This window comes from Romboutsia sp., assembly GCF_051659545.1.
GTDB lineage: Bacteria > Bacillota > Clostridia > Peptostreptococcales > Peptostreptococcaceae > JBOFOR01.
In genome coordinates this window covers 1-25,694 of the sequence record NZ_JBOFOR010000006.1, presented here as the reverse complement: position 1 = coordinate 25,694, position 25,694 = coordinate 1, and the positions used below count along the sequence as shown (strand labels likewise).

The 25,694-nt window shown below is 30.2% G+C and carries 16 protein-coding genes, 1 other RNA gene and 1 riboswitch; of the genes, 3 read left to right on the top strand and 14 right to left on the bottom strand.

Annotated features, from left to right (window positions below; genetic code table 11):
• The 5 genes from ACRC03_RS00355 to ACRC03_RS00335 form a co-directional block, all read right to left on the bottom strand.
• Positions 1–581 (bottom strand): Rpn family recombination-promoting nuclease/putative transposase (locus tag ACRC03_RS00355; RefSeq protein WP_438650553.1); only part of this gene is annotated, 581 nt, incomplete at its 3' end.
• Positions 582–1,026: 445 nt separating this feature from the next.
• The gene (locus ACRC03_RS00350; protein WP_438650552.1) at positions 1,027–2,823 is read right to left on the bottom strand and encodes a cell wall-binding repeat-containing protein; all 1,797 of its coding nucleotides are present in this window, start codon (positions 2,821–2,823) and stop codon (positions 1,027–1,029) included.
• A 370-nt stretch (positions 2,824–3,193) separates the two neighbouring features.
• Positions 3,194–6,580: a cell wall-binding repeat-containing protein gene (locus ACRC03_RS00345; protein WP_438650551.1), complete on the bottom strand. Its 3,387-nt coding sequence runs from the start codon at positions 6,578–6,580 to the stop codon at positions 3,194–3,196.
• Positions 6,581–6,752: 172 nt separating this feature from the next.
• Positions 6,753–7,919, bottom strand: a complete 1,167-nt coding sequence (locus tag ACRC03_RS00340) for an alginate O-acetyltransferase AlgX-related protein (RefSeq protein ID WP_438650550.1) — start codon at positions 7,917–7,919, stop codon at positions 6,753–6,755.
• A 10-nt stretch (positions 7,920–7,929) separates the two neighbouring features.
• Complete coding sequence (locus ACRC03_RS00335; protein WP_438650549.1) at positions 7,930–9,351, bottom strand: MBOAT family O-acyltransferase; 1,422 nt, start codon at positions 9,349–9,351, stop codon at positions 7,930–7,932.
• A 216-nt stretch (positions 9,352–9,567) separates the two neighbouring features.
• On the opposite strand from ACRC03_RS00335, the gene ACRC03_RS00330 reads away from it, so the two are divergent.
• The 3 genes from ACRC03_RS00330 to ACRC03_RS00320 are packed head-to-tail and all read left to right on the top strand — an operon-like array spanning position 9,568 to position 12,506.
• A complete protein-coding gene (locus ACRC03_RS00330) occupies positions 9,568–10,494 on the top strand; it encodes a glycosyltransferase family 2 protein (RefSeq protein ID WP_438650548.1) in 927 nt (308 codons plus the stop codon).
• Between the two features lie 37 nt (positions 10,495–10,531).
• A complete protein-coding gene (locus ACRC03_RS00325) occupies positions 10,532–10,951 on the top strand; it encodes a GtrA family protein (protein ID WP_438650547.1) in 420 nt (139 codons plus the stop codon).
• A gap of 40 nt (positions 10,952–10,991) precedes the next feature.
• Entirely contained in the window at positions 10,992–12,506 is a 1,515-nt protein-coding gene (locus tag ACRC03_RS00320) for a DUF6056 family protein (protein WP_438650546.1), read from the top strand.
• Positions 12,507–12,603: 97 nt separating this feature from the next.
• Here the strand turns inward: ACRC03_RS00320 and ACRC03_RS00315 are convergent, their stop codons facing one another.
• From ACRC03_RS00315 to ACRC03_RS00275, 9 genes are all read right to left on the bottom strand, one after another.
• The gene (locus ACRC03_RS00315; protein WP_438650545.1) at positions 12,604–13,659 is read right to left on the bottom strand and encodes an N-acetylmuramoyl-L-alanine amidase family protein; all 1,056 of its coding nucleotides are present in this window, start codon (positions 13,657–13,659) and stop codon (positions 12,604–12,606) included.
• Between the two features lie 144 nt (positions 13,660–13,803).
• The gene (locus ACRC03_RS00310) at positions 13,804–15,729 is read right to left on the bottom strand and encodes a cell wall-binding repeat-containing protein (protein ID WP_438650544.1); all 1,926 of its coding nucleotides are present in this window, start codon (positions 15,727–15,729) and stop codon (positions 13,804–13,806) included.
• A gap of 247 nt (positions 15,730–15,976) precedes the next feature.
• Positions 15,977–18,832, bottom strand: a complete 2,856-nt coding sequence (locus tag ACRC03_RS00305) for a cell wall-binding repeat-containing protein (RefSeq protein WP_438650543.1) — start codon at positions 18,830–18,832, stop codon at positions 15,977–15,979.
• A 272-nt stretch (positions 18,833–19,104) separates the two neighbouring features.
• The gene (locus ACRC03_RS00300; protein WP_438650542.1) at positions 19,105–19,401 is read right to left on the bottom strand and encodes a hypothetical protein; all 297 of its coding nucleotides are present in this window, start codon (positions 19,399–19,401) and stop codon (positions 19,105–19,107) included.
• 72 nt (positions 19,402–19,473) lie between these two features.
• Complete coding sequence (gene galE / locus ACRC03_RS00295) at positions 19,474–20,490, bottom strand: UDP-glucose 4-epimerase GalE (protein WP_438650541.1); 1,017 nt, start codon at positions 20,488–20,490, stop codon at positions 19,474–19,476.
• Between the two features lie 101 nt (positions 20,491–20,591).
• A complete protein-coding gene (gene galU / locus ACRC03_RS00290) occupies positions 20,592–21,530 on the bottom strand; it encodes a UTP--glucose-1-phosphate uridylyltransferase GalU (protein ID WP_438650540.1) in 939 nt (312 codons plus the stop codon).
• A gap of 269 nt (positions 21,531–21,799) precedes the next feature.
• On the bottom strand, positions 21,800–23,587 hold the full coding sequence (locus tag ACRC03_RS00285) for a cell wall-binding repeat-containing protein (protein ID WP_438650539.1): 1,788 nt from the start codon (positions 23,585–23,587) through the stop codon (positions 21,800–21,802).
• Positions 23,588–23,997: 410 nt separating this feature from the next.
• Positions 23,998–24,338: RNase P RNA component class A (gene rnpB, locus ACRC03_RS00280), an RNA gene on the bottom strand.
• Between the two features lie 208 nt (positions 24,339–24,546).
• Positions 24,547–25,176, bottom strand: coding sequence for a response regulator transcription factor (locus ACRC03_RS00275; protein ID WP_438650538.1), 630 nt, complete (start codon positions 25,174–25,176; stop codon positions 24,547–24,549).
• A gap of 64 nt (positions 25,177–25,240) precedes the next feature.
• Positions 25,241–25,324: riboswitch (cyclic di-GMP riboswitch) on the bottom strand.
• Between the last annotated feature and the right edge of the window lie 370 nt (positions 25,325–25,694).

Here is a 25,694-nt window from a genome sequence, read left to right as displayed (position 1 = left end):
GTCATTTCTATTTTTCTTATTATTTCACTTTCGGGATCTCTTAAAAATTCTACCCATGCTTCTAACAAATCTACTATTTCTTGTTCTTTATCTAGTTTCTTTAATTTTGGTATCTCTATAAAATGTATTTCTTCTAGATCTGTTAACTCCTCATTTGTTTCTATTTCTTTCAATCTATATCCATTATGAAATCTATCATTTTTTAAATATTTAAAGTCTAATATATTTATACATACTGTTCTACATAGTTTATCATATCTATCTCCTTCTTCTAATTGCTCCTCGTATAATTTACTCCAATAGTATAAACTTCTTTGTATCATATTATATTCATTTTTTAATTGGATTTCTATATTTATTATCTCTTTATTATCTGTTATTGCCTTTACATCTAATCTTGAAAATTTATCTTCTATGTACGATTTATCTATTTCAGTATTTTTTATTTCTACTTTTGTTATTTTATTTTTAGGTTTTAGTACTGCATTTAAAAATGATATTAGTACCCCTGGATGTTTCTCTGATCCAAATATCTTTTTAAACACAAAATCGATTTTAGGATTTAATAATCTTCTTTCCATTATTTCACTTCCTTTCTATTTATATTTATTATATCATATCTATTTTATTATTATCTTTCTTTTTTATTTCTTATACTTCAATATCAATTACTTTTCTTTCTCTTTTCACATCTCACATCACAAAAGCCGCAGGCTCAAGATCTCTCTCTTGCCTACGGCTTTCTCTATCCTTACTTCCACTCTTCTCTCATTTCGCTACGCGGGTTCTAACACAAAATCCGACGGATTTCGCACCCCCACAGGTCCTTCTGAGACACACAGTGGCTCAGTTGCTAGAAAATATTCTTATGTTTCTTCTTTTACATCACAAAAACCGTAGGCTGGAGATTTTCTCTCTTGCCTACGGCTCTCTTTATCTATACTTACACTCTTCTCTCAATTCGCTATGCGGGTCTTTCACATCCCATACCCCTGAGGGTCCTTCTGAGATACAAAGCAGATCTTCTTATTTGAATAAAGATATAACTTTATCTATAACTGTTCCAGCTATCCCTTTACCAACTTGATTAACTTCAGCTACATCTTCAAATGATTCTAATACTTCTACTTGCTTAGCATCTAATACATTTGTAGCTAATATTATCGGAGCTCCATTCTCACCAGCTAAAGGTCCTGCTGCTAATGCATCTACTAATACATCAGACTTAGCTATATATACTTTTGCATCTGCTGCTGTTTCATCATATAAAGAATCTATAACTACAGCATTAGTTTCTTGTCTATTTTTACCTGCTAATCTTGTAGTATCTATACCTTTAGCATGTAATTGTTTCTCTACATTAGCAGTAAGAGAAGTTTCTCCACCTATTAATGTAACATTCTTACCTACAACATAATCTAAAGTATCTTTGCTTAATCCTTCTCTTCCTGATACTATTATAGCTTGATTTTCCTCTGCAGCTTTAGCTGATATACTCATAGCATCAGCTTCACCACTAAATCCTACTATGAATGCATCTGTAACTGTATTTAATTCTTCTGCTATTGCTAAAGATGTTTCAGTTCTATTTTCTCCTGCTAATCTTACTACAGTTAATCCTTTAGATTCTAAAGAATCTTCTATTTCTTGGCTTATAACTTGAGTTCCACCAACTAAATAAACTGTCTTACCAGTTAGAGTACCATCAAATAATCTATCCATTTCTTCTACTGTTTTTTCATGTATAGCATCTTTCTTAGTATATAGTATTGGTGCATCTTTTTCAACTGCAAGTGGTGCAGCTGCTAAACCATCTACTATAGCATTTTCTCCAACTAGTATTACCGCATCTGTTGTTTCTGTAGTATCTGCATTAAATCTAGCTTTACTTATTTCTACAGCTGTTTCAAATCTATTTGCTCCAGCTATTAAATTATCAACTTCTGGTGCTACATAACTTTCTATAGCTTCTATAGCTTCTACTAATTTAGCGTTACTTGTAGAACTTATAAATACTTCTTCTAATGTTCCTGATACTGGCGCATCAAATGCTTTCTTTAATGGTCTTTCGCTTATTACAAACTTTGCAGTATGTATATTATCTTCAGTTTCTATTGCTGCTGATTCAAATCCATTTCCAGTTATTTTTGCAAGTTCTGCTAATTCTACTCCATATTGAGTTAATTTTCCATTCGCAAATACATCTTCTATTTTTTTATTTGTTTCAACTGATTTAGAAAGTATTACATTAGAATCTACTGCGTCTAAAGTTTCAAATCCAACTAAAGTTGTAGCTCCATTTACTGTTTTAAATATTGGAGCTTCAAAGTCTAATTGTTTATTTCCTTCAGCTACAGTTATTTCAAATACATCTTTTTCTATTTTTTCGTCTTTATTAGCTTCTCTTGTAAATGTATAAGTATATTCTACCTTTCCATTTACTGTTTCATCTACAACTTTAACTGCATAAGTTTTTTCTGGCGCACCTGCAAGATCTACTACTACAAGATCCTCTAAATCCGCTGTTTCATAAGTAGGTACTTTAGGCATAGTAACATCTATTATGTTACCTTGCTTCATATCTGCTACAGCTTTTTTGAAATCTGCTAAAGCATCTTTATCAGCAATTGTAACTACTCCATCTCCTAAGTCGTAAGTTTGAGTTTTATCTCCTGCATTAAAATTAGCCTCTACCTCTGCTATTAAATCTGCAAAACCATTCGTTCTTACAACCACATCTCCTGCAGCTGCAAAAGCTGGTGCTACAGATGTAGCAACTGTAGCTACTGCCATAGCCATAGCTATATTTTTTTTCTTCATCATGTTTCATTTCCTCCCCAACATTATATTAATCACATCTCTTATATGTAAACCGCTAGGTATTTCATTTCGTACTTCTCACAATTCAATATTAGTATATGTAAAGTTAATTTACAATATTTTTATACCATTTTTACCCAAATTTCGTTCGTCATTTTTTTACATTTTTTAACATTATTCTATCTTTCGACTTTTTCCAACTTTTTCCTATCTATAAAACGCTATTTCCACAAGGCAATTAATCTTTTTTTACAATATCATTTACTTTTTGTCGAATTTGTATTATAATTATAATACGTTAAAAATGAACAAATTCATCTCTTTAACGTATTTCTCACAGAAAAAGCCTTGGTCTATGACCAAGGCTTTTTTATTAACTATTCTTGCTGACAACTTTATCTAAAACTTCTCTTGCATTATTAGGAGTTTCAGCTGCATCCTTCATTATAATTTGTTTTTTCTTTATACTTACTTTAACCGGATTAGTTGAACTTGTTCCATCCTTAACTGTTGACCATACTGAATTTGTTGCATGTGGTGTAATAGTTATTGTAACCACTTTCCCATTTACTTCTATGTCTGCTACATCTTCTTTCATATCGTATACAATAGGTGTCTTTCCATACTTTATTTCCACAGCAGTTAATATCTCACTTAGCGTTAAATCTGCCTTACTTAATATAATATTTTCATCAAACTTAAGTACTAATTGATTTTTACTCTTATATAAAGTAGCTGTTTCTAACGTTGGTGCTGTATTATCTACAACTGTAACTACTGATGACTTATCCGCTAATATTTGTCCAGCCTTAAGAGTTAATCTACTCGCTTTTAGAGTAGCATTTCCTTCTATATTAATTCCATCACTACTTGGTAACTTAACCTTAATAGTTTTATTAGCAGCATCTAATGTTATAGTTGAAGTTTCTTTTATTTGTTCATTGTTTATATAGAAGTTTTCATAAGATACCTTTTCATCATCTATTTCACCTGTATACGTTATTATAAATGAGTTATCATAAGCATCATTATCTATTGAAGTAACACTATATGTTGTTGATACAGTATTTTTAACAGTTACACTATCTGTACTCATCAATAAATTATTATTAGAGTTATTATCTTGAATAGCTCCAGCTTCAAATTTAACATGGTATGTACCTTCAGCCAAAGTAGATAACCCTTCAACCGTTATTACATTAGTTGTACCTGACTTTAAAGTAGCATCAGTTCCAGATATGCTTACTCCTGAGCCTTTGTATAACTTGATTTTAGAATTAGTTATACTAGATTCTTTTATATCTTCACTTAGTGTAATTTCTAATCCTGTATTATCTGAATTTGCTTTAGTTGATGATATTTTAGGACCAGTTACATCTTTAGTAAGAGAGACATTTATCTCTATAGGTTTAGTTGTTGTTGTGCCCGTTACATCAACAACCCCACTTGCAATATTAACTTTGAATGCTAGTTTATTAGTTGTACTATAATTTGCAGTAGTTAGCGTTATATCATATGACTTATTGTCACCTGCTACTTTTGTAGCTGATCCCACAACACCTGTACCTACAACAGATATTTTAGAACTTATATCTGTAGGAATTTCTTTGTTAAAAGTTATTCTTAACTTATTATTAGATGTTTGCTTATATGTTGCTGTTAAAATAGTATTACTTACTGATATTGAATCCTTAGAGTATGCTCTCATCATATTTCCTGCACCATCTTCTAAGCCGTCTATATATACTTTAATTTTATCACCATAGTTAACACCAGAAGGTATACCAAACGTAAATTCATTTTGTATCGTATTAAGTGCTACAGTACTTAAATCTACACTTATGTTATTATTTACTACTAGTACTAGTGAATTTTTGCTTTTTACAGGCTCTGATAATTTCACTTTAAACTTATTTATAGATGCATCAAATTCAACAGAACTAACTGTAGGTGCGTCTGTATCTTTAATATTAAGCGTAGCTACATGCTTATCTTGAGTTATTCCAGCGCTCTTTATATTCTGAACTTCTATTGTATAATTGCCTTCAAAGTATTTACCCGTTGGGGCTGTTACTGTTAATAGAGTTCCTGATTCATCTAGTTCTGCAATACATTTTGCATCATTAGGAATTTGATTTGCTAATGCCGTAGCAGTCGTGCTAAATTTAACCCTATTTACTCCTGTGTCTTGTACTAGGTATCCATCTCTGTCTATTACCGTGTCCTTATCCATAGCTTTATTGAAAACGATTAATATTTGTTTTGCATTTAATGATGAAATACTAGCTATAGGTTTAGAAGAATCTATATTTCCTATTGTTCCACTTCCAGTAACAACTGTATCTCCATATCTATTCAATGTAGTTATAGCACCTGTATTATTTATTCTAACCCCACTTGTTAACACTGTTAACGTAGTTACTTTACCTTGATTAGTTATAGAAGTGTTTTTAGCTGTTGACTTTATGCTTATGTCTTTAACTGTAATACCAGAGTTAATACTTAATGTTTTTGCACCATTTACATTAACTGTATTATTTACATTCCCACTTATATTTAAGTTACCTTCACTCATACTACAGTTTATGATTCCATTATACGTTCCATATAAATTAACTGTAACATCCGCAGATGTACTTAAACTTATATTCTCAGATACAGTAGAGCTTGGTCTAAAGTTTATAACATCACCACTTCTAGCACTAGATAAAGCACTGTTTAAAGCGGAAACAGAAGTAACTTCCTTTATACTATTTTGAGTATTCTTAATAGCCTCAATACTAGCACTAGGCACACCTTGCCCTACTTGAGTAACTCTACTAAAAGTCTTCCCTCTTAATAAATTATCTTGATCAGAAGTCAATCCCTTACCAACTATCATAACAGGATCATCGTTCTTAGCAGCTAACACACCTACAGCAAGTGCATCAACTAACTCATCTTCTCTATTAACCTGACCAGACTTAGCCACATAAATATTATCTAAAGAAGACTGAGGATAGAACGCTCTTATAACCTCAGCATTTGTATCCTGTCTATTACTTCCACCTAATCTAACCTTAGTACCAGGTAAAGAATTCATCACACCATCAGAAACAGCAGCAGTCTGTCCTATAACATAAGACTTGTACACACTCTCCCCATTAATGAAATCCTTAGCACTACTATTTAACCCGCTATTAGGGTCAGCCAATAATATCGGCATTTTATTATCAGCAGCAGGAGCTGCAACACTTACAGCATCAGGTAATCCCTTAAGCCCATTTACTACCGCTACCTGAGACACATCTGATATAGCATCCATAGCCTTAGCTACAGCAGTAGCAGTTTCATATCTATTTATTCCTGATATTCTATTCACAGTAATTCCCATAGCTTTTAACTGAGTAACTACAGTCTCAGAAACTACACTAGTTCCTCCAACTATATCTACATTTTTTACACCCATTTGAGTAAGTCTAGTTTTAGTATCTGGGTGTAAAGTATCTTTACCAGTTACAAGTATAGGAGCATTTTTTAAACTTGCATATGGAGTAGCAGTTAAAGCATCCACTAATCCTTTTTCTCCATTGATTAATACTGCATTAGATGCAGAATACCATCCATTTTTACTAATTTCTATTGCAGTTTGATATCTGTTAGCTCCTGCTAACGTAGTACTCGAAACTGTTGCTGCACTTGAGTACGTTGTTGCTAGCGTAGACGCTAACAATGTTGTTGCCATTACTTTTGCTATTATTGCTTTTTTCCTCTTTAACATATTTCTCACCTCATGTTTAATTGGTTATTTTTTCCATTATTATCCATTGTACATTATTTAACCCATTATATCAATATAAGTAATATAACAGTATTTTAATATATTAAAGATTACAACAAAAAAATCCTGCTACAAAACCTAACTTTTCTTGGTTTTGCAACAGGATTCTTATTTAATCTATAATTCTTTCCATAATTTCTGATGGTTTTATAGAATTGTTAAACATAAACATAACTATATCACTATTACTATTTTTCAAAATTTCATCAAAGCCCATTTCCACATATCTCGGGTCTACTACTTCCATTTCTTCAAACAAATCACTAAACAACCAAGTGAGCGGAGATTGGTAAGAATCTCTAACCACTAATATTTTTTTATCAGTTAAAGCTTCTTTATTTGTAACTTTGTAGTAGCCGTAGTTTTCTGTATATACATTTCCATAATTTAATTCACCTTGATTAACTCCAGAAGCTACTATAGTATTTTCTTCTACTTTTTCAAGCTTGCTATCTTTCATAAGGTGATATTCTTTATCAAATTTCTTGTCCATATATACAAAAGGCACTGTTTCTTGTTTAGGGTATAAGGTATATAAGTTTCTATTGTAACTACCCATAAATGGTTTGTCTTTTATATAGTCAATTTTGTAAGGGTATTTGCTTATATCCATACCCATTTTTTCTGTTATATACTTAAAACCTTCATATGCTCCTAAAGAGTTCCAGTGGTGGTCTGTTTTAAAATAAAAATCTTCTAATTCCTTTTCATTAAAGTTTTTAGAAAAATAGGTTCCTATATCTATTGGCGTTATATAGTTTTTATCTAAAGTTGATAGCAATAATTTACTATTTTCTAAACCATAAATTCCATTTAAATATTTTTTAGGATACAAAAAATCTAAAGTATTTACCTTATGAGGAAGTGTAACATAATAAACTTCTTTATTTTCACTGGAAAGTTCTTTTGCATATTTATTTATTAACTCTGTACTATCTTTATAATCTTCTTTGGTAAGTTTTAAAGTAGTAGGTCCTCCTAATAACCATCCATCTTCTGTTATGTAGTGACCATTTATACTAGATTTTTTCATAGCCATTTCTAGTTTTGTGTTTAATTTTAAAAGAGAATCTCTACCTATAAATTGGTCTGTATAGTATTCTTCATATTTATCTTTATATTCTCTGTTTTGTAAAGCTTCTATTGTTGGCTTTTTTGCTAAGGCTCTGTTTTCTGCTGAGCTTGTTTCTTTATCTTTTTTTATAAAATTAATAGCACCTAATCCAAAGGTAATTACTAAAAAAGGTACTATTAATATTATCCCTTGTCTTTTGTTCATATAACTTCTCCTAGAATCTAAAATATAAGAATGGATTATATGTTGAATTTACTAAGCTTAGTATTACTATGAAAAATAATCCTGTTAACACTAAGGAATGTAGTAAATAAGTTATATCATTATTTAATATTTTTGTATTTTTGCTACTTATTTTTCCTTTTATATATTTTATCACTGGCATACTAAATACTATACCTAAGGCTAGGGTATACCAATAGTCATTTATATAAGCTAGGGTTTGTCCATTGTATAACGGATTAGTACCCATACCAAACATTACTTTTATAAAATCTACTGCATAGACTGCATTGTCAGCTCTAAAGAATACCCATCCTATAATTACTGATATTAATAAGTATAAGTGTCTTATTGGTTGGAATACTTTGTTTAGTATTTTTTCTTCTAAGAATGCTTTTTCTAGTCCTATTAATAGTCCAAAGTATAAGCCCCACATTATGAAGGTCCAATCTGCTCCATGCCAAAAACCTGTTAAAAACCATACTATAAATAAGTTTATATAGGTTCTTAATGTTCCTTTTCTGCTTCCTCCTAGTGGAAAATATACATAATCTCTAAACCATGAGCCTAAACTAATATGCCATCTACGCCAAAATTCTGAGGCACTTTTGGAGATGTAAGGGTAGTTAAAGTTTTCTAAGAACTCAAATCCGAACATTTTGCCAAGTCCTATTGCCATATCTGAATATCCGCTAAAGTCAAAGAATATTTGTAGTGAATAAGCTATTATACCTAGCCATGAGCTTATTATTGTCAAATCGCTGCTAGGTGTAGCAAATACACTATCTGCTAACATCCCAAGACTATTTGCTATTATTACTTTTTTACCCATACCTATTATGAATCTATTTACACCATCTGCAAACTTGGTTATAGTATGTGTTCTATTATTTATTTGATCTGCTATAGTCTGATAACGTACTATAGGTCCTGCTACTAATTGTGGAAACAAACTTATGTATAGTGCTAGGTTTAGTAAGTTTCGTTGTACTTTTGCATCATGTCTATATACGTCTATTACATAACTCATAGCTTGGAATGTAAAAAATGATATACCTAGTGGCAGTACTATTTGTGGCACAGGTATATGAGTATTTAATACCATATTTAAATTTGTTACAAAAAATCCTGTATATTTGAATACTCCTAACATTCCTACGTTAAACAGTATGGCTATTATCAATCCTATTTTTCTAAGTTTTTGACTGTTGTCTTCCTTAACCATCAAGCCACAGATGTAGTTAGCTAATATTGAAATCAACATAATAATTACATAGGTAGCTTCTCCCCATGCATAGAAAAACAAGCTTGCTGCTAAGAGTAGGTAGTTTTTATATTTATTGTTTGAAAGATAATATAATGTTAATATCATTGGAAAAAACACAAATAAAAACACTAGGCTGCTGAAGACCATCTTTATTCCTCCTTTATATTAATTATATTTTTCAACATTTTTTAGTATATCATACTTTTTCTAAAAACAAAAAGTGCGTAACTCCTCTATTTTGCTCCAAATAACTACATTAAATGGCTTTTATATCCTTTTTGTCTGGCATATATGATATACTAAGTATTGGTTTTTAAACATTTCATCTTGGAAAAAACAGTATCAATTGAAAGGAGATTGGTTATGGGAAAATTATCAGTAATTATACCTTCATATAATGAAGAAAAGATGATTAGTACAACTTATAGGGTAATATCTTCTCTTTTAGAAAGTAGAAATATCCCTTTCGAAATCATATTTATAAATGATGGTTCAAAAGATAAAACTTGGGATGAAATTCAAAATATCTGTAATGAAGATTCAAATATAAAAGGTTTTAACTTTTCTAGAAACTTTGGTAAAGAGGCTGCAATTTTTGCTGGTCTAACTTATGCTCGTGGTGATTGCTGCGCTGTTATTGATTGCGATTTACAACATCCTCCTGAGGTTTTGTTACAAATGTATGAAAAATGGGAAGAAGGTTACGAAGTAGTAGAAGGTGTAAAGGCTTCTAGAGGTAAGGAATCTTTATTCTACAAGTTTGCTGCTAAGAATTTTTACTCTCTTATTAGTTCTGCAACAAAAATTGATATGTCTAAGTCTTCGGATTTTAAGTTACTAGACAAAAAGGCTGTAGATATTCTTAGGTCTATGCCTGAGAAGCATATTTTCTTTAGAGCTTTGTCTTCATGGGTTGGGTTTAGAACTACTTCTATTGAGTTTGAAGTACAGGAAAGAGAGGTTGGAGATTCTAAATGGTCTACTGTATCTCTTATAAAATATGCTATTACTAATATAACTTCTTTTTCAACTGCTCCAATGCAGCTTGTGACTATGACTGGAATGGTATTTTTGATTTTTTCAATTTTGCTAGGGGTTCATTCTATCTATATGCACTTTACTGGTCAGTCTTTAGAAGGTTTTACTACTGTAATTTTACTTCTATTAATAATAGGTAGTATTATTATGCTAAGTTTAGGAATCATAGGGTATTATATTTCAAAAATCTATGAAGAAACTCAAAATCGTCCAAGGTTCATAGTTTCTGAGTCTGAAAATCACAAAAATTAAATTAAAAAGATAAAATTAGAAAAAAGGAATTATACATATGAATAGTTTATTGAGTATTTTTAATAAGTATAAGGAAATTATCTTATATTTATTTTTTGGTGTGCTAACAACTGTGGTTAGTTTTGCTACTTATTATTTTTGTAGCGAAGTTTTACAAATCCACTATCTTATAAGTAATGTTATCTCTTGGGTGTTTGCTGTAGCTTTTGCTTATGTTACAAATCGTATCTGGGTATTTGAGAGTAAAAGTAACGGTTTAACTCAAGTTTTAAAAGAGATGATTACTTTTGTAAATTGTAGATTGTTATCTGGTGTTATTGATATGGCTACTATGTTTATACTAGTAGATTTATTGACTGTTAATGATTTATATGCAAAATTATTTACTCAAGTAATAGTGGTGATATTAAATTATGTATTTAGTAAGCTTATAATTTTCAAAAATAGTTCTAATTAGTGCATGGTTTAATATTAAATTTAGGAGGTTTCAATATAAAATGAAAAACAATATATCAAAAAAACCAAGATTTTATATTTCTATATTCTTGGTTCTATTTTTCCTATTTTTCGCATCTCAAGTACCTTACAGTCATGATGACTGGCAATGGGGTAGTTCATTAAAATGGGATTTGATGATTAATGGGTTTGCTAATTATAATGGTAGATATTTAGGAAACTTATTTGAGATTTTAATTACTAGAAGTGTATTAGCTAAAAATATTATTATGGCTATAGGTATGATAAGTGTAATTGGGGTTGTCTACAAGTTCGCTACTCGTGAGGTTAAGTCTAAGGACAAGACTGCTATCTTTTTACTTGTAGCTATTTTATGCTTGGCATTGCCTAGAGAATTATTTAGACAGACTTACTCTTGGATTGCTGCTTTTATTAACTTTATACCTCCTGTAATCTTAATAGTTTTATATTTATTAGTGGTTCAATATATATTTGATGAAAAGGTAGAAGGTATTGTTAAACCAAAAGAGTCTGTGTGGATGATTTTACTTATGATTCCTTTAGGAATATCTACTCAGCTTTTTAGTGAGCATACTACTGTGTATACTGTGGCACTTGCTGCTTTTATTGTATTCTATAGTTTTGTTAAGTATAAAAAGTTATCTCCTCTTCAAGTTGTTTATTTAGTTTCTACTATAATAGGTGCTCTTATAATGTTTTCTAATGGTGCTTATTCAAATGCAGCTAATAATACTGATGGGTACAAGGAGATCTCTTACTCTATAATGAGTATTGTAGATTTGTATGTTAGTCAAATGTCTGATACTTTATTTTTAAACAACTGGTTATTAAATACGGTACTAATAGTAATCTGTTTAATAATCCTGTTATGTAAGATTAATAACAATAGAGACAGAGTTAATATGTTTGTAGCAAATCTACAAATGTTTATATTATCTACTTATATGGTGTACGGACTTTGTTATAAGGTATATCCAGCTTGGAACATATTCTCTAATCCTCAAAAGACGGATTACTTTAATGCTTTATTTTCTCTAGTATTCTTTGTCTGTGTTTTAAGTGTTATTCTTATTTATATTGAGGAATTTGGGTTAAAGATGAAGATCTTCATGGTTTATGGTTCTGCTTTTGCAGTGGCTATGCCTTTAATAGTTGCAAATCCTATTGGACCTCGTTGCTTCTTTGCATCTTATATTTTTATGGCTATCGCTGTGATTCAGTTGTTAATTTACCTTTTAAACAGTACTGAGTTTGAATTTAGTTTTATTACTCCTATTCTTGGTGGTTCGTTAGTTATGCTATGTGTATTTTATGCTAGTATATTTATAGATATAGGTGCTGCTGAGAAGGCTAGAGTAGAAACTATTAATAATGCTGTCGCTAATGGCGAGAAGTCTATTAGTATGTATAAGTTGCCATATCCAAATTACTATTGGACAACTATTCCACCTGATGAGCATTGGGCAAGTTTCTTCAAGGAGTTTTATGATATTCCTCAAGATGTTGAGCTTCATTTTATAGATCTTAATTATTAAATTATAAATCTTAGTATTAAGCATTAAATATGATTAAATATATAGGGCTATTGTCTAGCTAACACTAATGTTAACTAGGCAATAGCCCTTGATTTTATTAACTCTGTACAACTACTCCATCTGGTCCTGCTGTTGTGTGTTCATCTATTTGTACGTTTATTGCCATTTTTCCATCTTCATAGAAGTAGTATTTCTTGCCTTCTATGTCTTGTAAGCCTGTTTGCATTACTCCATCATCGTTGAAGTAATATTTATTATTATCTATTACTTGCCATCCTGTTCTCATAGCTTCATCAATTCCAAAGTAATAAGTCTTGCCATCTATTACCTGCCAATTTCTTAATGCTACTCCATTGTATGTGTTTAAGAAGTAAGTCTTACCATCAATTTTTTGCCATCCTATCATCATCTTACCATCTTGTGCAAAGTAGCTTCTTCTACCTTCTACTATAGTTTGCCATCCTGTTTGCATTACTCCATCTTTATTGAAGATATATTTACTATTATCTATTGTTTGCCATCCTGTTAGTTTTTGTCCTTGTGCATTGTAATAGTACTTCTTACCATCTATTGTTTGCCATCCTGTTTTGTTCGTTGGAGGTGGTGTTGGTGTATTGTTGTCTTCTAGTTTTATACCATAGCTTGCTGCTATTTGTTTGAAGCTTTGATTTGTATTTTTTAAGATTACATCGCTATTATTTGGTATTCTATCAAATAGCCATCTTACTTCTGCATTGTGCATTCTTACGCATCCACCTGATACGTGTTTTCCTATTGAGCTTTCGTTATTATTACCATGTATTCCGTATATTGAACCATAAGTTCCTCTTATCTGTAGTCCCATCCATCTATCACCTAGTGGGTTTCTTGGGCTACCTCCTGGTATTCCAAGTTTGTAGTAAGGTCTATTTTTTATTTTGTTTACTATTTTCGATTTTCCTGTTGGTGTTTGTGTACTTGATTTCCCTGTTGCAACGCTAAACTCTTTTACTAATTTATTATTCACATAGTAACCCATTCTATTGGTTTTTGTGTTTATTATTAGTAGTTGGTTGCTTGCTGCTTCTGCATAGGGCATTGTTGGTATTGATATACCGATTACCATAAATAGTGTTAATACGATGGTTATATATTTTTTTAGTTTTTTGTCCATTATATCCCCCCTTATATTTAGTATATTTAGATTTTTAGGGGTTGATTACCTTTAGTTTTATTCTTGGTAAATATTTGTATTTTCAACAGGTTCATGTTTTTTATAGTTTTTTTTTAGGATTTTTTTGGAGTATAAGCACTTACTTTATTGAGTAAGTGCCTTATTTGTATAAATTTTATATTCCTGTTTATTATCTTTTTTTGTTTCTATATTGTAAAGTTCATTTATGTCTTTTATATTAATACCAGTTGATACTGTGTTTAAATTTGTTGCTGGTACTTCTGTTATTGTATTGGACAGTATAATTGAGGTACCAGTTGCATTTTGTATTGTTCCATTTATAATAAGATTTGCTCTTGATGATAATGTTTGTGGCATACTTGATGTTATCAGTACTCCTGTATATGGACTTTGTAGTATTAAATCTATACCTTCTGCGGTAGAGTGATCTAATATTATTGCTGGTGTATTTATTTTGTTAACATTAATGTTCATATTTAGATTTTTAAATTTCACTCCTTTTCTATCAATAACATTTATAGATACATAGTCCAAATCTAGATTTCTAATAGTTACATTATCTTTAAATATATTTAGTTTGTAATCTACTTTTTTATTTACACCTTCTATTTTATAGTTATTTTCTCCGTTACTTCCATCTATAGTTAGGTCATCTACTTTTACATAAATTTCTGAAGATGATACTAGCTGTATATTATTTTCTAACTTTATAATATCTGCTTTCTTTTTGCCACTCACATATGTTTGTAGCTGGGTGTCATCTTTTATAAATACTATAATTTTACCTAAGCCTTTTAATTCTATAGGTTCAGTTGTGTAATTTTTATTTTTATCCATTATTGTGTTAGCTTTTATTAGTATGTTGTTACTAGTTGCTAATAAACCATCTTCTAACTCTATTATAAGTTTATTCTCCTTTATAATAACTTTGTCATATTTATTTAATTTAATAGTTTTTCCCTCTGCTTCTAGAGTTATATTTTCTTTTGGATTTGTAACGTTACTATATATATCTTCATTAAAAGTTATAGTTATTATTTTTTTATACTCATCTACAGTATTTTCTATAATTTTAGGAGCTTCCTTATCTTCTGGTGGTTTTATTGGTTCTGGTGGCTTCACTGGTTCTGATGGCTTTGTATCAGTTGGTGGAGTATTTTTCTTTAGACTATTTAGTTCCTCTTTCACTTCTTCGTTTACGTCATATCCCACTTGTACCAAGTTATTTATATTCTTCTTAGTTAAAACTTCCTTTTGATATGCACTTAAACTATTACCTACTAATGCTATAGGGCTATTTTTAGTAGCTAAAAATGGTGTAGCTATCATCCCTTCTATTAATTGTTCCTCTTCCTCGCTACCTTTACAATAAAATAAAGTTTCTATATCATTTCCATTATAAAATTCTTCTATTACTTTTGCGTTGGTATCATATCTATTATTTCCACCTATTCTCTTTGAATTTACCAGTTGGTTTTCTATATTTTCAGAAATTACATTTTTACCTCCTATTATATAGGCTGTTTCTATATTATTATTTTCTATCCATTCCTTACCTTCTTCTAGGTCTTGTTGTTTTGAAATTATTATTGGTATGTTTTTATTTCCTGCTGCTGGAGCTATGGATATTGTATCTGCTACTGAATAATGGCCATTTACAATTATTACTGATGGTGATGCTTTTTTTGAGTTGATTATATTTGCTACTTCTATAGAAGTTTTATACCTGTCTTTTCCACTTATTCTTTGTACATTGGGATAATTATTTAGCTGTTCCTCTACCTTCTGTGAGATTATATCTTGCCCTCCTATTATGTATATCGTCTTGGGCTGAAGTCTATTTATTTCTTCTGTTGTTATGTTTAATAATTTATTTTCTTCTGCTAATAGTATGGGGCAATTTATTTGTGATGCTAATACTGTTGCACATAGTAAATCTGATTTTGCTTTCGAGTTTACTAATACTACTTCCTCAGATTGTTGCCAGTTTTTCGATATTTCTATAGCTGTTTCTGTAGGTGTATTACCTGCTATTATATTTTTATCCATAGCAAAGCTTTGCGTGGGTATTAGCAAAGTTGAAATTACTAGTACTAATAATCTATATATTTTCCTCACCTCTCATTTTTTTATCCTTTGTATATTTTTTTACCTCTCTTATATGTATTTTTACAATAATTGATTTGTTCCTTTATTTTATTTAATACAAATTCATGCTATTTATGTCATTTATCGTATAAAAAAAGTATCTTAGACAATTTAACATTGTTTAAGATACTTTTTGTTAGTATTTATATTATTTTTTGCTTAATAATTCAGTTATCTTGTCTACTACAGATTTAACTACGCCTTCACCAACTTGGTAAACTTGAGCTTCTCCATTTTTGCTTAATACTTCTTCTTGTTTTTCATTTAATGAATCTAGTACCATTACTAATGGAGCATTGTATTTAGCAGCTAATGGTCCTGATGTTAATCCATCTATCATTCCTTGGTTGTCACCTTTTACTACTATTACTGATTCATATTTATCATAGTATGTTTCTATTATTTTAGCATTAGTTTCTTCTCTACGAGCTCCAGCTATTCTTGTAACTTTATCTGCTTCTACCATTGCACTAAGTTGTTCTTCAACATTTTTAGATAGTACAGTTTCTCCACCTATTATATCCATTGAAGTTATATTTTCATCTAACCATGTTTTAGTTTCTTCAGTTATTTTATCATTTTCAACTAATATTATTGGTGCTTCTTCTCCATCTTTAGCTGCTACAGCACCTATTGAAAGTCCATCTGCTTCACCATTTCCACCAACTATGAAAGCTTTGTCTATCTCTTTTTCTTTAGCCACTTCTTTAGCTATATTTAATGATGTTTCGTATCTAGTTAAACCACCTATTCTCTCAACCTTAAGCTCCATATCACTTAATTCTTTTTCTACATCTTGAGATATTACTGTGTTTCCACCTATTAGGTATATGTTCTTAGCTCCCAGTCTTTCTATTTCAGCCTTAACCGATGTTGGTATTTTTCCTTGCTCAGTTAATAATATTGGTGCATCTTTTGCTCCTGCAAGTGGTGCTGCTGATATACCATCTACTATTGCATTTCCTGATACTAATACTACAGAATCTGATTTTTCCCATCCGTTGACACTTACGTCTACTGATGTTTCGTATCTATTTGAACCACCAAATACATTATCTAGTACTGGTGTTGGTAATTCTCCATCCATTCCTACTTTATCAGTAGCTTCTGATATATCTATACCATTCTTAGTAGTTGTTACTATTATTTGTAAATCATCTATATTGAATTCTCCTACCTCTTCTTTTGAGAATACTACAGAGTACTTACCAGCTGGTATTGTATCTCCTAATCCATATGTATTTCCTTCTTCATCTACAAGATAAGCCTTTTGTAATTTACCTTTTGATGCTACTGATTCACCAGTTACTTTATTTATTAAATCTATAGTTAAGTTTTCTTTAGAAGCAAATCCTAAGTTTATTTCTTGGTCTATAGTAAAATCTACTACTATGCTCTTGTCTTCACTTTGAGCAGCCTTTAATTCCTCTATCTTAGCTCCTTGTAATTCTTTGAATTCACCAGTTGTTACAGAAGTCTTGATACCTTCTTGAACAGTTGTTATTCTGAATTCTACTTCATCTATAGTTTTTCCACCTAATTGATCTTTATTGAATGTAGTTGCATATTTTCCTGCTACTACTAATTCATTTAAACCAAACTGCTCTCCTGCTTCGTTGTTTAGGTAGTCTGTCCATGTCTTATCTTTCTTCTTTAATACTTCTCCAGTAGCTTTATCTATTGCTTCTACTGTTACATTATCTTCAGAATTTAACTTAAGTGATAAGTCTTGATCTATATCAAATGCAACGTGAACACCTTCACCATTTGGTGCAACTGCTACATTTTCTATTTTAACTGGCTGTACCATATTATAGAACTCTGTAGTTACTTTTGTTTCAACATTTTCTTGAATTACTACTATTTCTATAGCTATGTCTTCTATAGCTTTTCCTCTTAATTGATCTTTTGAGAATTTAGTTAAGTATCTTCCGCTCTTTACTACTTCATCTCTACCAAACTGCGCACCCTCAGCATCATTTAAGTAGTTTGACCAAGTTTTGTTTTTAGTAGATAAAACATCTCCTGTTTCTTTTTCTACTGCTCTTATTATTATGTTATCATTTGTGTTTAACTTTAGGTTTATAGTTTGATCTATATTAAATCCAAATATAGCATCTCCATTTTCTAAAGCTTCAACTTTTAAGTCCGTTACCTGAACAGGTTCTACTTCTTTTATTTCAGTTTCACCTTTTTTTGCTGTGTACTCAACTCCATCTTGTATTGCAGTTAATTTTATTACTACATCACTTGGGTTTATATGCTCTAGTTGTTCTGCACTAAATACTGTTGTATATACGCCTGGCTTTAAAGTGCTTCCCATTCCGTACTTGTTACCTTGTGCATCGTTTAAGTATCCATTCCAAGTTTTATTCTTAGAAGTCATTACTTTTCCTGTTGTTGGATTTATAGCTTCTATTTTTATGTTATCTTGAGATGCTAAAGCTAAATCTATAGTTTGATTTATTTCAAAAGTTACTAAAGCTTGATCTGGAGCATTTGTTCCAACTTCAAATTTCTTTATTTCAAAGTTCTTATCTTCTGGAACTACTACCTCTCCTTTATCATAAGTTACTGTAGTTTTTTCTCCATCATTAGTTACTGCTACATCTATTGTTAATTCTGTTACTGGTATGTCTATTAATTCATTATATGTAAATACTGTTGAGTATTTTCCTGCTGGTACATTTGGATTTTTTATTCCATACTTAGTACCATCTACTCCATTTAAGTATCCATCCCATGTTTTACCCTTTGTTTTAGTAAATCCATTTGGTGCTTTTACTTTTATCTCTATATTATCCTTAAATTCTCTTAGGTTGATGTCTTTATCTATTGTGAAGTCTACTGCTACACTTCCATTTCCATTAAACTGAACATTTAAGTCTGTTATTTTTACTGCTGAATCTGTTGTTTCATTTGCAAATACTATTCCTACATTTGCCGTAGTTAATGCAACTGCAGTTGCTAAAGTAATACTAGCTGCCGATTTTATAAATGTCATATTTTGTATTTACCTCCGTATTTTTTGTCGAATTTTACTTCAATTACTAATTATAGTTATAAATCATTTTACTTTCAATTAATTACTTTTTACATATTTCGACATTTATTCATTATTATTACTTATTTTTTATGTATATATTAGTAATTGCAACGAGTTCCTTTTTGTCATTTTCTGTCGAATGTTTTTTCCGCATTCAGTAATCCTATTCTATTTTAACGCAAAAAAATACTATATTTAATTTTTTTAAATATAGTATCTTTATAATTATTTTATTGTAATTTAAATTTCATATCTTCTATAGATTCACAATTTCTTGTAACTTGTTCTGTTGTAGCATCTAACTTTCTGCTTACATTTATTACTTTAGTTTCTATTACATTTAACTTGATGTCTACTACATCAAATCTATCTGTCATCTCTCTTTTTACACCTTTTACTTCATGTTCTAAAGATCCTAGTCTATTATTTGTTTCTTCTAATCTATTATTTGTTTCTTCTAATCTATTATTTGTTTCTTCTAAATTATTACTTATCTTTAATAGTAAGTCCATTATTTGATTTTCCATGTTTTCCTCCCAACCTATGCAATTAGTTATTATAGCTAAATTATAGCATATAAGTTAGAGTTTTTGTATAATTTACAGGTTTTTGTAACCTTGTGGATTATTACTTTGCCATCTCCATGAATCTTGGCACATTTCATCCATTCCATACTGTGCTTTCCAACCAAGCTCTTTTTCAGCTTTTGTAGGATCTGCATAACAGCTTGCTATGTCCCCAGGTCTTCTCTGTGTTATTTTATATGGTATTTCTTTGCCACTAGCTTTTGAAAATGCTTCTACTAATTGTAGCACGCTATATCCTTTACCCGTGCCTAGATTATAGGTAACTAAACCTGGATTTTCATCTAACTTCTCTAGTGCTTTTATATGACCGCTAGCTAAGTCTAGTACATGAATATAATCTCTAACTCCTGTACCATCTACCGTATTGTAGTCATTTCCAAATACGTTTACGTGTGGTAATTGACCTACTGCTACTTTTGTAATATAAGGCATGATGTTGTTTGGTATACCGCTCGGCTCTTCTCCTATTTTACCACTTTTATGTGCTCCTATTGGATTGAAGTATCTAAGTATACCCACATCTAAAGTCTTATCTGCATAGCATAAATCTCTCAACATATCTTCTATCATAAGCTTTGTTCTACCATAAGGATTTGTAACTGATAATGGGAAATCTTCTAATATAGGGCAAATGGATGGATCTCCGTATACCGTTGCTGATGAACTAAATACAAATTTTTTAACGTTATACTTTCTCATTACCTCTAATAGAACTAAAGTATTTACTAAATTGTTGCTATAATACTCTAACGGCATTGAAACAGACTCCCCTACTGCTTTAAGTGCTGCAAAGTGTATTATTGAATCAATTTTATTTTCTTTAAAAACTATTTCTAATTTTTCTTTGTCTATTATATCTATTTCGTAAAACTTAGGTTTCTTACCACTTAATTCTTCGATTCTATCTACTACTATTCTATTACTATTGCATAAATTATCGACGATAACCACATCATATCCAGCCTCTAAAAGCTGTATCGAAGTATGACTCCCTATGTATCCTGCCCCTCCAGTTATTAAAACTGCCATCTTACTACCACCTTTCTAAGTTTATTTCTAGGTCTAATTTATAGTTATTATTAGTCTTTAGTTATTATTATTATTATTATTTAGTTACTATCAATCTTTAATTATTCTTCGTCTATAGCTGCTTCTTCATTTATAATTGTTTCTTTGCTTATTTCTATAGATTTTTGTTTTTGATTTTCATTTACTACAGTTCTCATGTAGTTTAATAAATCATCTCTTAAGTTGTCTCTTTTTAAAGCAAAGTCTATAGTAGCTTCTAAGAATCCAAACTTATCACCTACATCGTATCTTCTTCCTTCAAAGTTGTATGCATAGATTGCTTCATGTTTTCCAAGAGTTTTTAGGGCATCTGTTAATTGGATTTCTCCACCTTTTCCAGGCTCTTGATTTTCTAATATTTTAAATATATCTGGAGTTATTATATATCTTCCTAGTATAGCTACATTTGATGGTGCTTCTTCTATACTTGGTTTTTCTACCATGTCTTTTACTTTGTATACTCTATCTTCTATATGTTTTACGTCTAATATACCATATTTATTTATGTCCTCTGTAGCTACTTCTTGAACCCCTAATATTGTTGTTTTGTACTCATCATAAGCGCTTATTAATTGTTTTAAGCATGGTGTTTCACAATCAACTATATCGTCTCCTAGAAGTACTGCAAAAGGCTCGTTCCCTATGAAACTTTTAGCACAGTGTATTGCATGTCCTAAACCTTTTGGTTCTTTTTGTCTTATGTAGTGTATATTAACCATATTAGATATATCTCTTACCATTTCTAACATTTCTTGTTTTCCTTTTTGTTCTAACTCTAGTTCAAGCTCTACAGATTTATCAAAGTGGTCTTCTATAGATTTTTTGTTTCTCCCTGTTATTATAAGTATCTCTTCTATTCCTGAAGCTATTGCTTCTTCTATTATATATTGTAAAGTTGGTTTATCTACTATTGGAAGCATTTCCTTTGGTTGTGATTTTGTAGCTGGTAAAAATCTTGTTCCTAATCCAGCTGCTGGTATTATTGCTTTTTTAACAGTCATTATACCTTTCCTCCGCTATTTTTATTTTATCTATTTAATATACCATATTTGGTTTTTTTATTCAAATATGGCAGAATTACCTTATTGATTTAATCAACGAAAAGCTATAAAATTGCTTAATTTAATTATTCCCAATCCTGTAGCTTTTCTTTATGTAATACTATTAATTTTTTAATTTCACTTAACAAATGATTTTTGTTTATACTTATTTATTTTGAATTAAATACGTTATTAGCAAGTAAATAAGTTATTAAGAAATAACTCACTTATTATTGAAGTAACTCACTTATCATTTTTATAGTTTTTTCATTTATTCCATTTCCTACTTGCATTAATTTAGTTGCACCTTTTAAATTAGATGTTATACTTTGTTGTTGCTCTTTTGAAATTTGTCCTGTTGTTAATATAATAGGTACACCTTTGCTTCCTGCTAATGGAGCTGCCGCTAGAGCATCCACTAGTTTATCTTTTCCACCTACAAATCCATCTTTAGATACAAATACCTCTGTTACTGTTCCTATTTTGTAGTATTTAGCTATTACCATTCCATTAGTTGATTTTCTATCTGTTCCTGCTACTCTAGTAATACTTTTATCTAAGTCTATGTCTTGTAATTCTAATTTTACTTTATCTGAAATACTTTCTACTCCGCCTATTATGTCTATTTGTTTGTTAGCTAATAGTGCCTTGGCTTCTTCATTTAAACTCTGTTTATCTACAACTACTATTGGCGATTTAAGTTCTGCTGCTTTTGCTGATATACTCATTGCATCCGCTTCACCATTACCACCAACTACAAAAGCTTGTTCATAATTATAGTTTAATTTTTTTGCTATTTTTATAGATGTTTCATATCTATCTTTTCCTGATATTCTATCTATTAACTTTATTCCTTCAATTTTTAATTGCTCTTCTACTAATTTAGATATTCTTCCTTCTCCTCCAATTAGGTAGATGGTTTTTGAACTACTATTATTTCCAAGTGCTCTTTTTATTTCTTTTATAGTTTCAATAGATAATCCTTTAATGTCTGCAAATAAAATTGGAGCTTGCTCTTGTATTGCTAATGGTGCTGCTGCTAATCCATCTACTACTGCATCTTTGCCAACTAAAATAACTGCTTTGGCTTCTCCATCTTTAAATCTTTCTTGGCTTACTTTTATTGCAGTTGTGTACCTACTGTCTCCTGCTAATACTTGTATAGATACATTATTTTCAGGGTTCATAGAATCTATTACTGCTTTGTGTGTATTGAAAATAACTGAATGTCCTGCTGTATTTGGATGTATATCAAATTTTGAAATATTAGTTAATAGTTGCCCACTTGTATCTGTTTTAAAAGCCGTATATACATCTATTGCTTTACAAGATGAATTTTCAGACTGAGTTATAACCTGATTTATTAGTTGTACAAATGGTTCTGCCATATCTGCTAATGGTTTATATTGTGGTGCTCCAAAGAATGGATTATAAAGTGTTTGTACCATTATTATTGCATCTGAGTTCAATTCTTTTATTTTTTGTATTATTTGAGGATATTCAGTGGTGAAGGTTTGTAATTCTTTGTTTAATATTTCTAAGGTTTGTGGTTTTTGAAGTTCTAGGTAGATTTTGCTGCTTGCTTCAGGATTATTTTTAATAGCGGCTTGTACCTGTTCTGTCGTTGCATCTGAACTTAAGCCTAATGAAGTTTTGATTATAGTCATTAATGGTGATAATACATTATTCCCACCCATAGATATAGTTATTAAGTCTGCATCCTTTATTGAGTTTTTGTATTTTGTTCCCTGTGAATCGTTAGAGTTTAAGATTGATAACATATCACTAGTTTTCATTCCATTTTGTGATAAATTGATTAAGGTTTTACCGCTATACTTAGCTATTTGATTTGCAAAACACTCTTTCTGTACATTACTTAGAAGATAACCAGTTGATATAGAATCTCCTAGGGCAACGTAAGTGCTTTTGGGACTAGCTCCCCATACACTTCCTAAAGGTAATATTGTCATACATAAAGCAACTACGAAAGATAAAATTTTAAGTCTGAATTTTTTCATTGTAATCCCCCCCTAAATTTTTACTCATAATTTAATTGTGGTATAAATTAATAGGCTTGTATTATTTATTAATACAAGCCTATTGTAGATTTCCGCTCTTTTTTATTCCCCTATATCATTTTACTCTTTTAATTAAATTATAAGTTCTATTTATATTTTGTATAATTTAAAAATACTTGTTGCATCAATTATTAGTACATATTTATTATAATCGCTTATTTCAATAGGTACAATGAATTTATTATTACATTTTTCGACAAACTCCTTGCAGTAAACATTTTCAGAGCGGAAGTTACCTACATTCTCATTGTCGTTTTTTGTCGAAAATTTATTGTGTATTTATATATTTATACTCTTCATCCATATTGCTAGCAATAAAAAAACACTAGGATATCCTAGTGTTAGTCAAAATAATAAGCAAGTCTATAAGCGGAGTTCTGTATTAGACAATCATCTTTCTAGGCTTATTGTCACCAATAAGCTCAAGCGACCTACCAACCGGAGGATGCGAGCAACATCCTTTTAGCCCTATCTTGGTCTTGCTCCAGGTGGGGTTTACACGGCTTCACTAGTCACCTAGCGAACGGTGAGCTCTTACCTCACCTTTTCATCCTTACCACATAGGTGGCGGTTCTTTTCTGTTGCACTTTCCTTAAGATCACTCTCACTAGACGTTACCTAGCACCCTGCTCTATGGAGCTCCGACTTTCCTCACGTAGCTAATGCTACCCGCGATTGTCTGGCTTACTTAGTATTTAATTGACAAGTTATATATTAACATAAATATATAAGTATGTCAAAATCCAATTTTTTAGTCAGTGTCCATTTTATTACTTATATTTATTAATTAACCTGATTTGCTATTTTTAAAAGAATTTATTCATTTGATTATCGATTAAAATTCATATTTATCTTAATATACTATTTTTAATATATTATTTTTAGTATCTATCATCAGATTAGTTGACATTCATCATATATGTATCTCTATTGAAATTATTATCTTTTGCATATATTATTATATCTTTTCTACTTCTAAAATCTAACTTAGATAATATGCTACTTATATGTTTTTTAACTGTGTACTCGGAAATATAAAGTTCTTTTGATATTTCTTTATTACTAAGCCCTTCAGATACTTGCTCTAGTATTTCTAATTCTCTATTAGTTAACTCTTTCATGTCTAATTTAAAATTATCATTTAGTATATTATTTAATATATCTGCATCGTAATATTTCTTTCCTTTTAATATCATATTTACTTTGTATATAAACTCATCTTTATCAGACATATCTAATATATATCCATCAATGCCAGCTTTAATAAGTTTCGTAAATACTTCTTGGTTTTTTGTAAAATCTAATGCTATTATCTTTATATGTTTGTGTTCTGTTTTTAAGTTGAGTAGTTTTTCGACATGTTTATCATTTGTATCTGCAATAATACAGTCTAGTTGAGATAAATCTATCTGAGTTAATTTTGATATGCTTTCTAATGATTGAAGGTTATAGTCTTTAAACTTCGAGCTAAATACATTGCATAATGCCTCTCTAAAAATAAATGAATTTGAAACTATTAAAATATTCACAAAACCCTTCCTCCCAAAATATAAATTTCAAGATAGTGGTTTTAGTATAAACCAACTATCTATTTGAAGAAAAAGTCGGTTGCACTACTAACTCCATATACCCCAAGTGCCCATATACAGGATATACTTCTTAGTTACTTTTTATATACAAAACTACGTATTTACATATTACTATAGTGTAATATACTTATATAATACTATAGTTTTGTGAGCTCTGCGGTTAAATCGTTCGTCATTTCCTCTTTATTTTAAGTTAAATTTCTAACTTTTTTTGCATTATTATATATATTTTTACCAAATGTATATATATTTGTTCGCAATCTTTATAGTATTTTGTTTATTTATATATTTTTTTATATATTTTTATATTTATATATATCGCTTAATTGCAATATCAAATTGAACTATTTTTTAAAATATGAAAAATAACCCAAATATTAGGCTGCATATATAGAATCTAAGTGTTCTTCAAATAGTTTCTCGGGTGTATTGTAGCCTAATATTTTTCTTGGTAATGT

What these genes read in the sequence shown, in the direction of transcription:
- ACRC03_RS00350 (WP_438650552.1), bottom strand. Translation starts at nt 2,823, where the DNA reads ATGATGAAGAAAAAAAATATAGCTATGGCTATGGCAGTAGCTACAGTT.
- ACRC03_RS00345 (WP_438650551.1), bottom strand. Translation starts at nt 6,580, where the DNA reads ATGTTAAAGAGGAAAAAAGCAATAATAGCAAAAGTAATGGCAACAACA.
- ACRC03_RS00340 (WP_438650550.1), bottom strand. Translation starts at nt 7,919, where the DNA reads ATGAACAAAAGACAAGGGATAATATTAATAGTACCTTTTTTAGTAATT.
- ACRC03_RS00335 (WP_438650549.1), bottom strand. Translation starts at nt 9,351, where the DNA reads ATGGTCTTCAGCAGCCTAGTGTTTTTATTTGTGTTTTTTCCAATGATA.
- ACRC03_RS00330 (WP_438650548.1), top strand. Translation starts at nt 9,568, where the DNA reads ATGGGAAAATTATCAGTAATTATACCTTCATATAATGAAGAAAAGATG.
- ACRC03_RS00325 (WP_438650547.1), top strand. Translation starts at nt 10,532, where the DNA reads ATGAATAGTTTATTGAGTATTTTTAATAAGTATAAGGAAATTATCTTA.
- ACRC03_RS00320 (WP_438650546.1), top strand. Translation starts at nt 10,992, where the DNA reads ATGAAAAACAATATATCAAAAAAACCAAGATTTTATATTTCTATATTC.
- ACRC03_RS00315 (WP_438650545.1), bottom strand. Translation starts at nt 13,659, where the DNA reads ATGGACAAAAAACTAAAAAAATATATAACCATCGTATTAACACTATTT.
- ACRC03_RS00310 (WP_438650544.1), bottom strand. Translation starts at nt 15,729, where the DNA reads ATGGATAAAAATATAATAGCAGGTAATACACCTACAGAAACAGCTATA.
- ACRC03_RS00305 (WP_438650543.1), bottom strand. Translation starts at nt 18,832, where the DNA reads ATGACATTTATAAAATCGGCAGCTAGTATTACTTTAGCAACTGCAGTT.
- ACRC03_RS00300 (WP_438650542.1), bottom strand. Translation starts at nt 19,401, where the DNA reads ATGGAAAATCAAATAATGGACTTACTATTAAAGATAAGTAATAATTTA.
- galE (WP_438650541.1), bottom strand. Translation starts at nt 20,490, where the DNA reads ATGGCAGTTTTAATAACTGGAGGGGCAGGATACATAGGGAGTCATACT.
- galU (WP_438650540.1), bottom strand. Translation starts at nt 21,530, where the DNA reads ATGACTGTTAAAAAAGCAATAATACCAGCAGCTGGATTAGGAACAAGA.
- ACRC03_RS00285 (WP_438650539.1), bottom strand. Translation starts at nt 23,587, where the DNA reads ATGAAAAAATTCAGACTTAAAATTTTATCTTTCGTAGTTGCTTTATGT.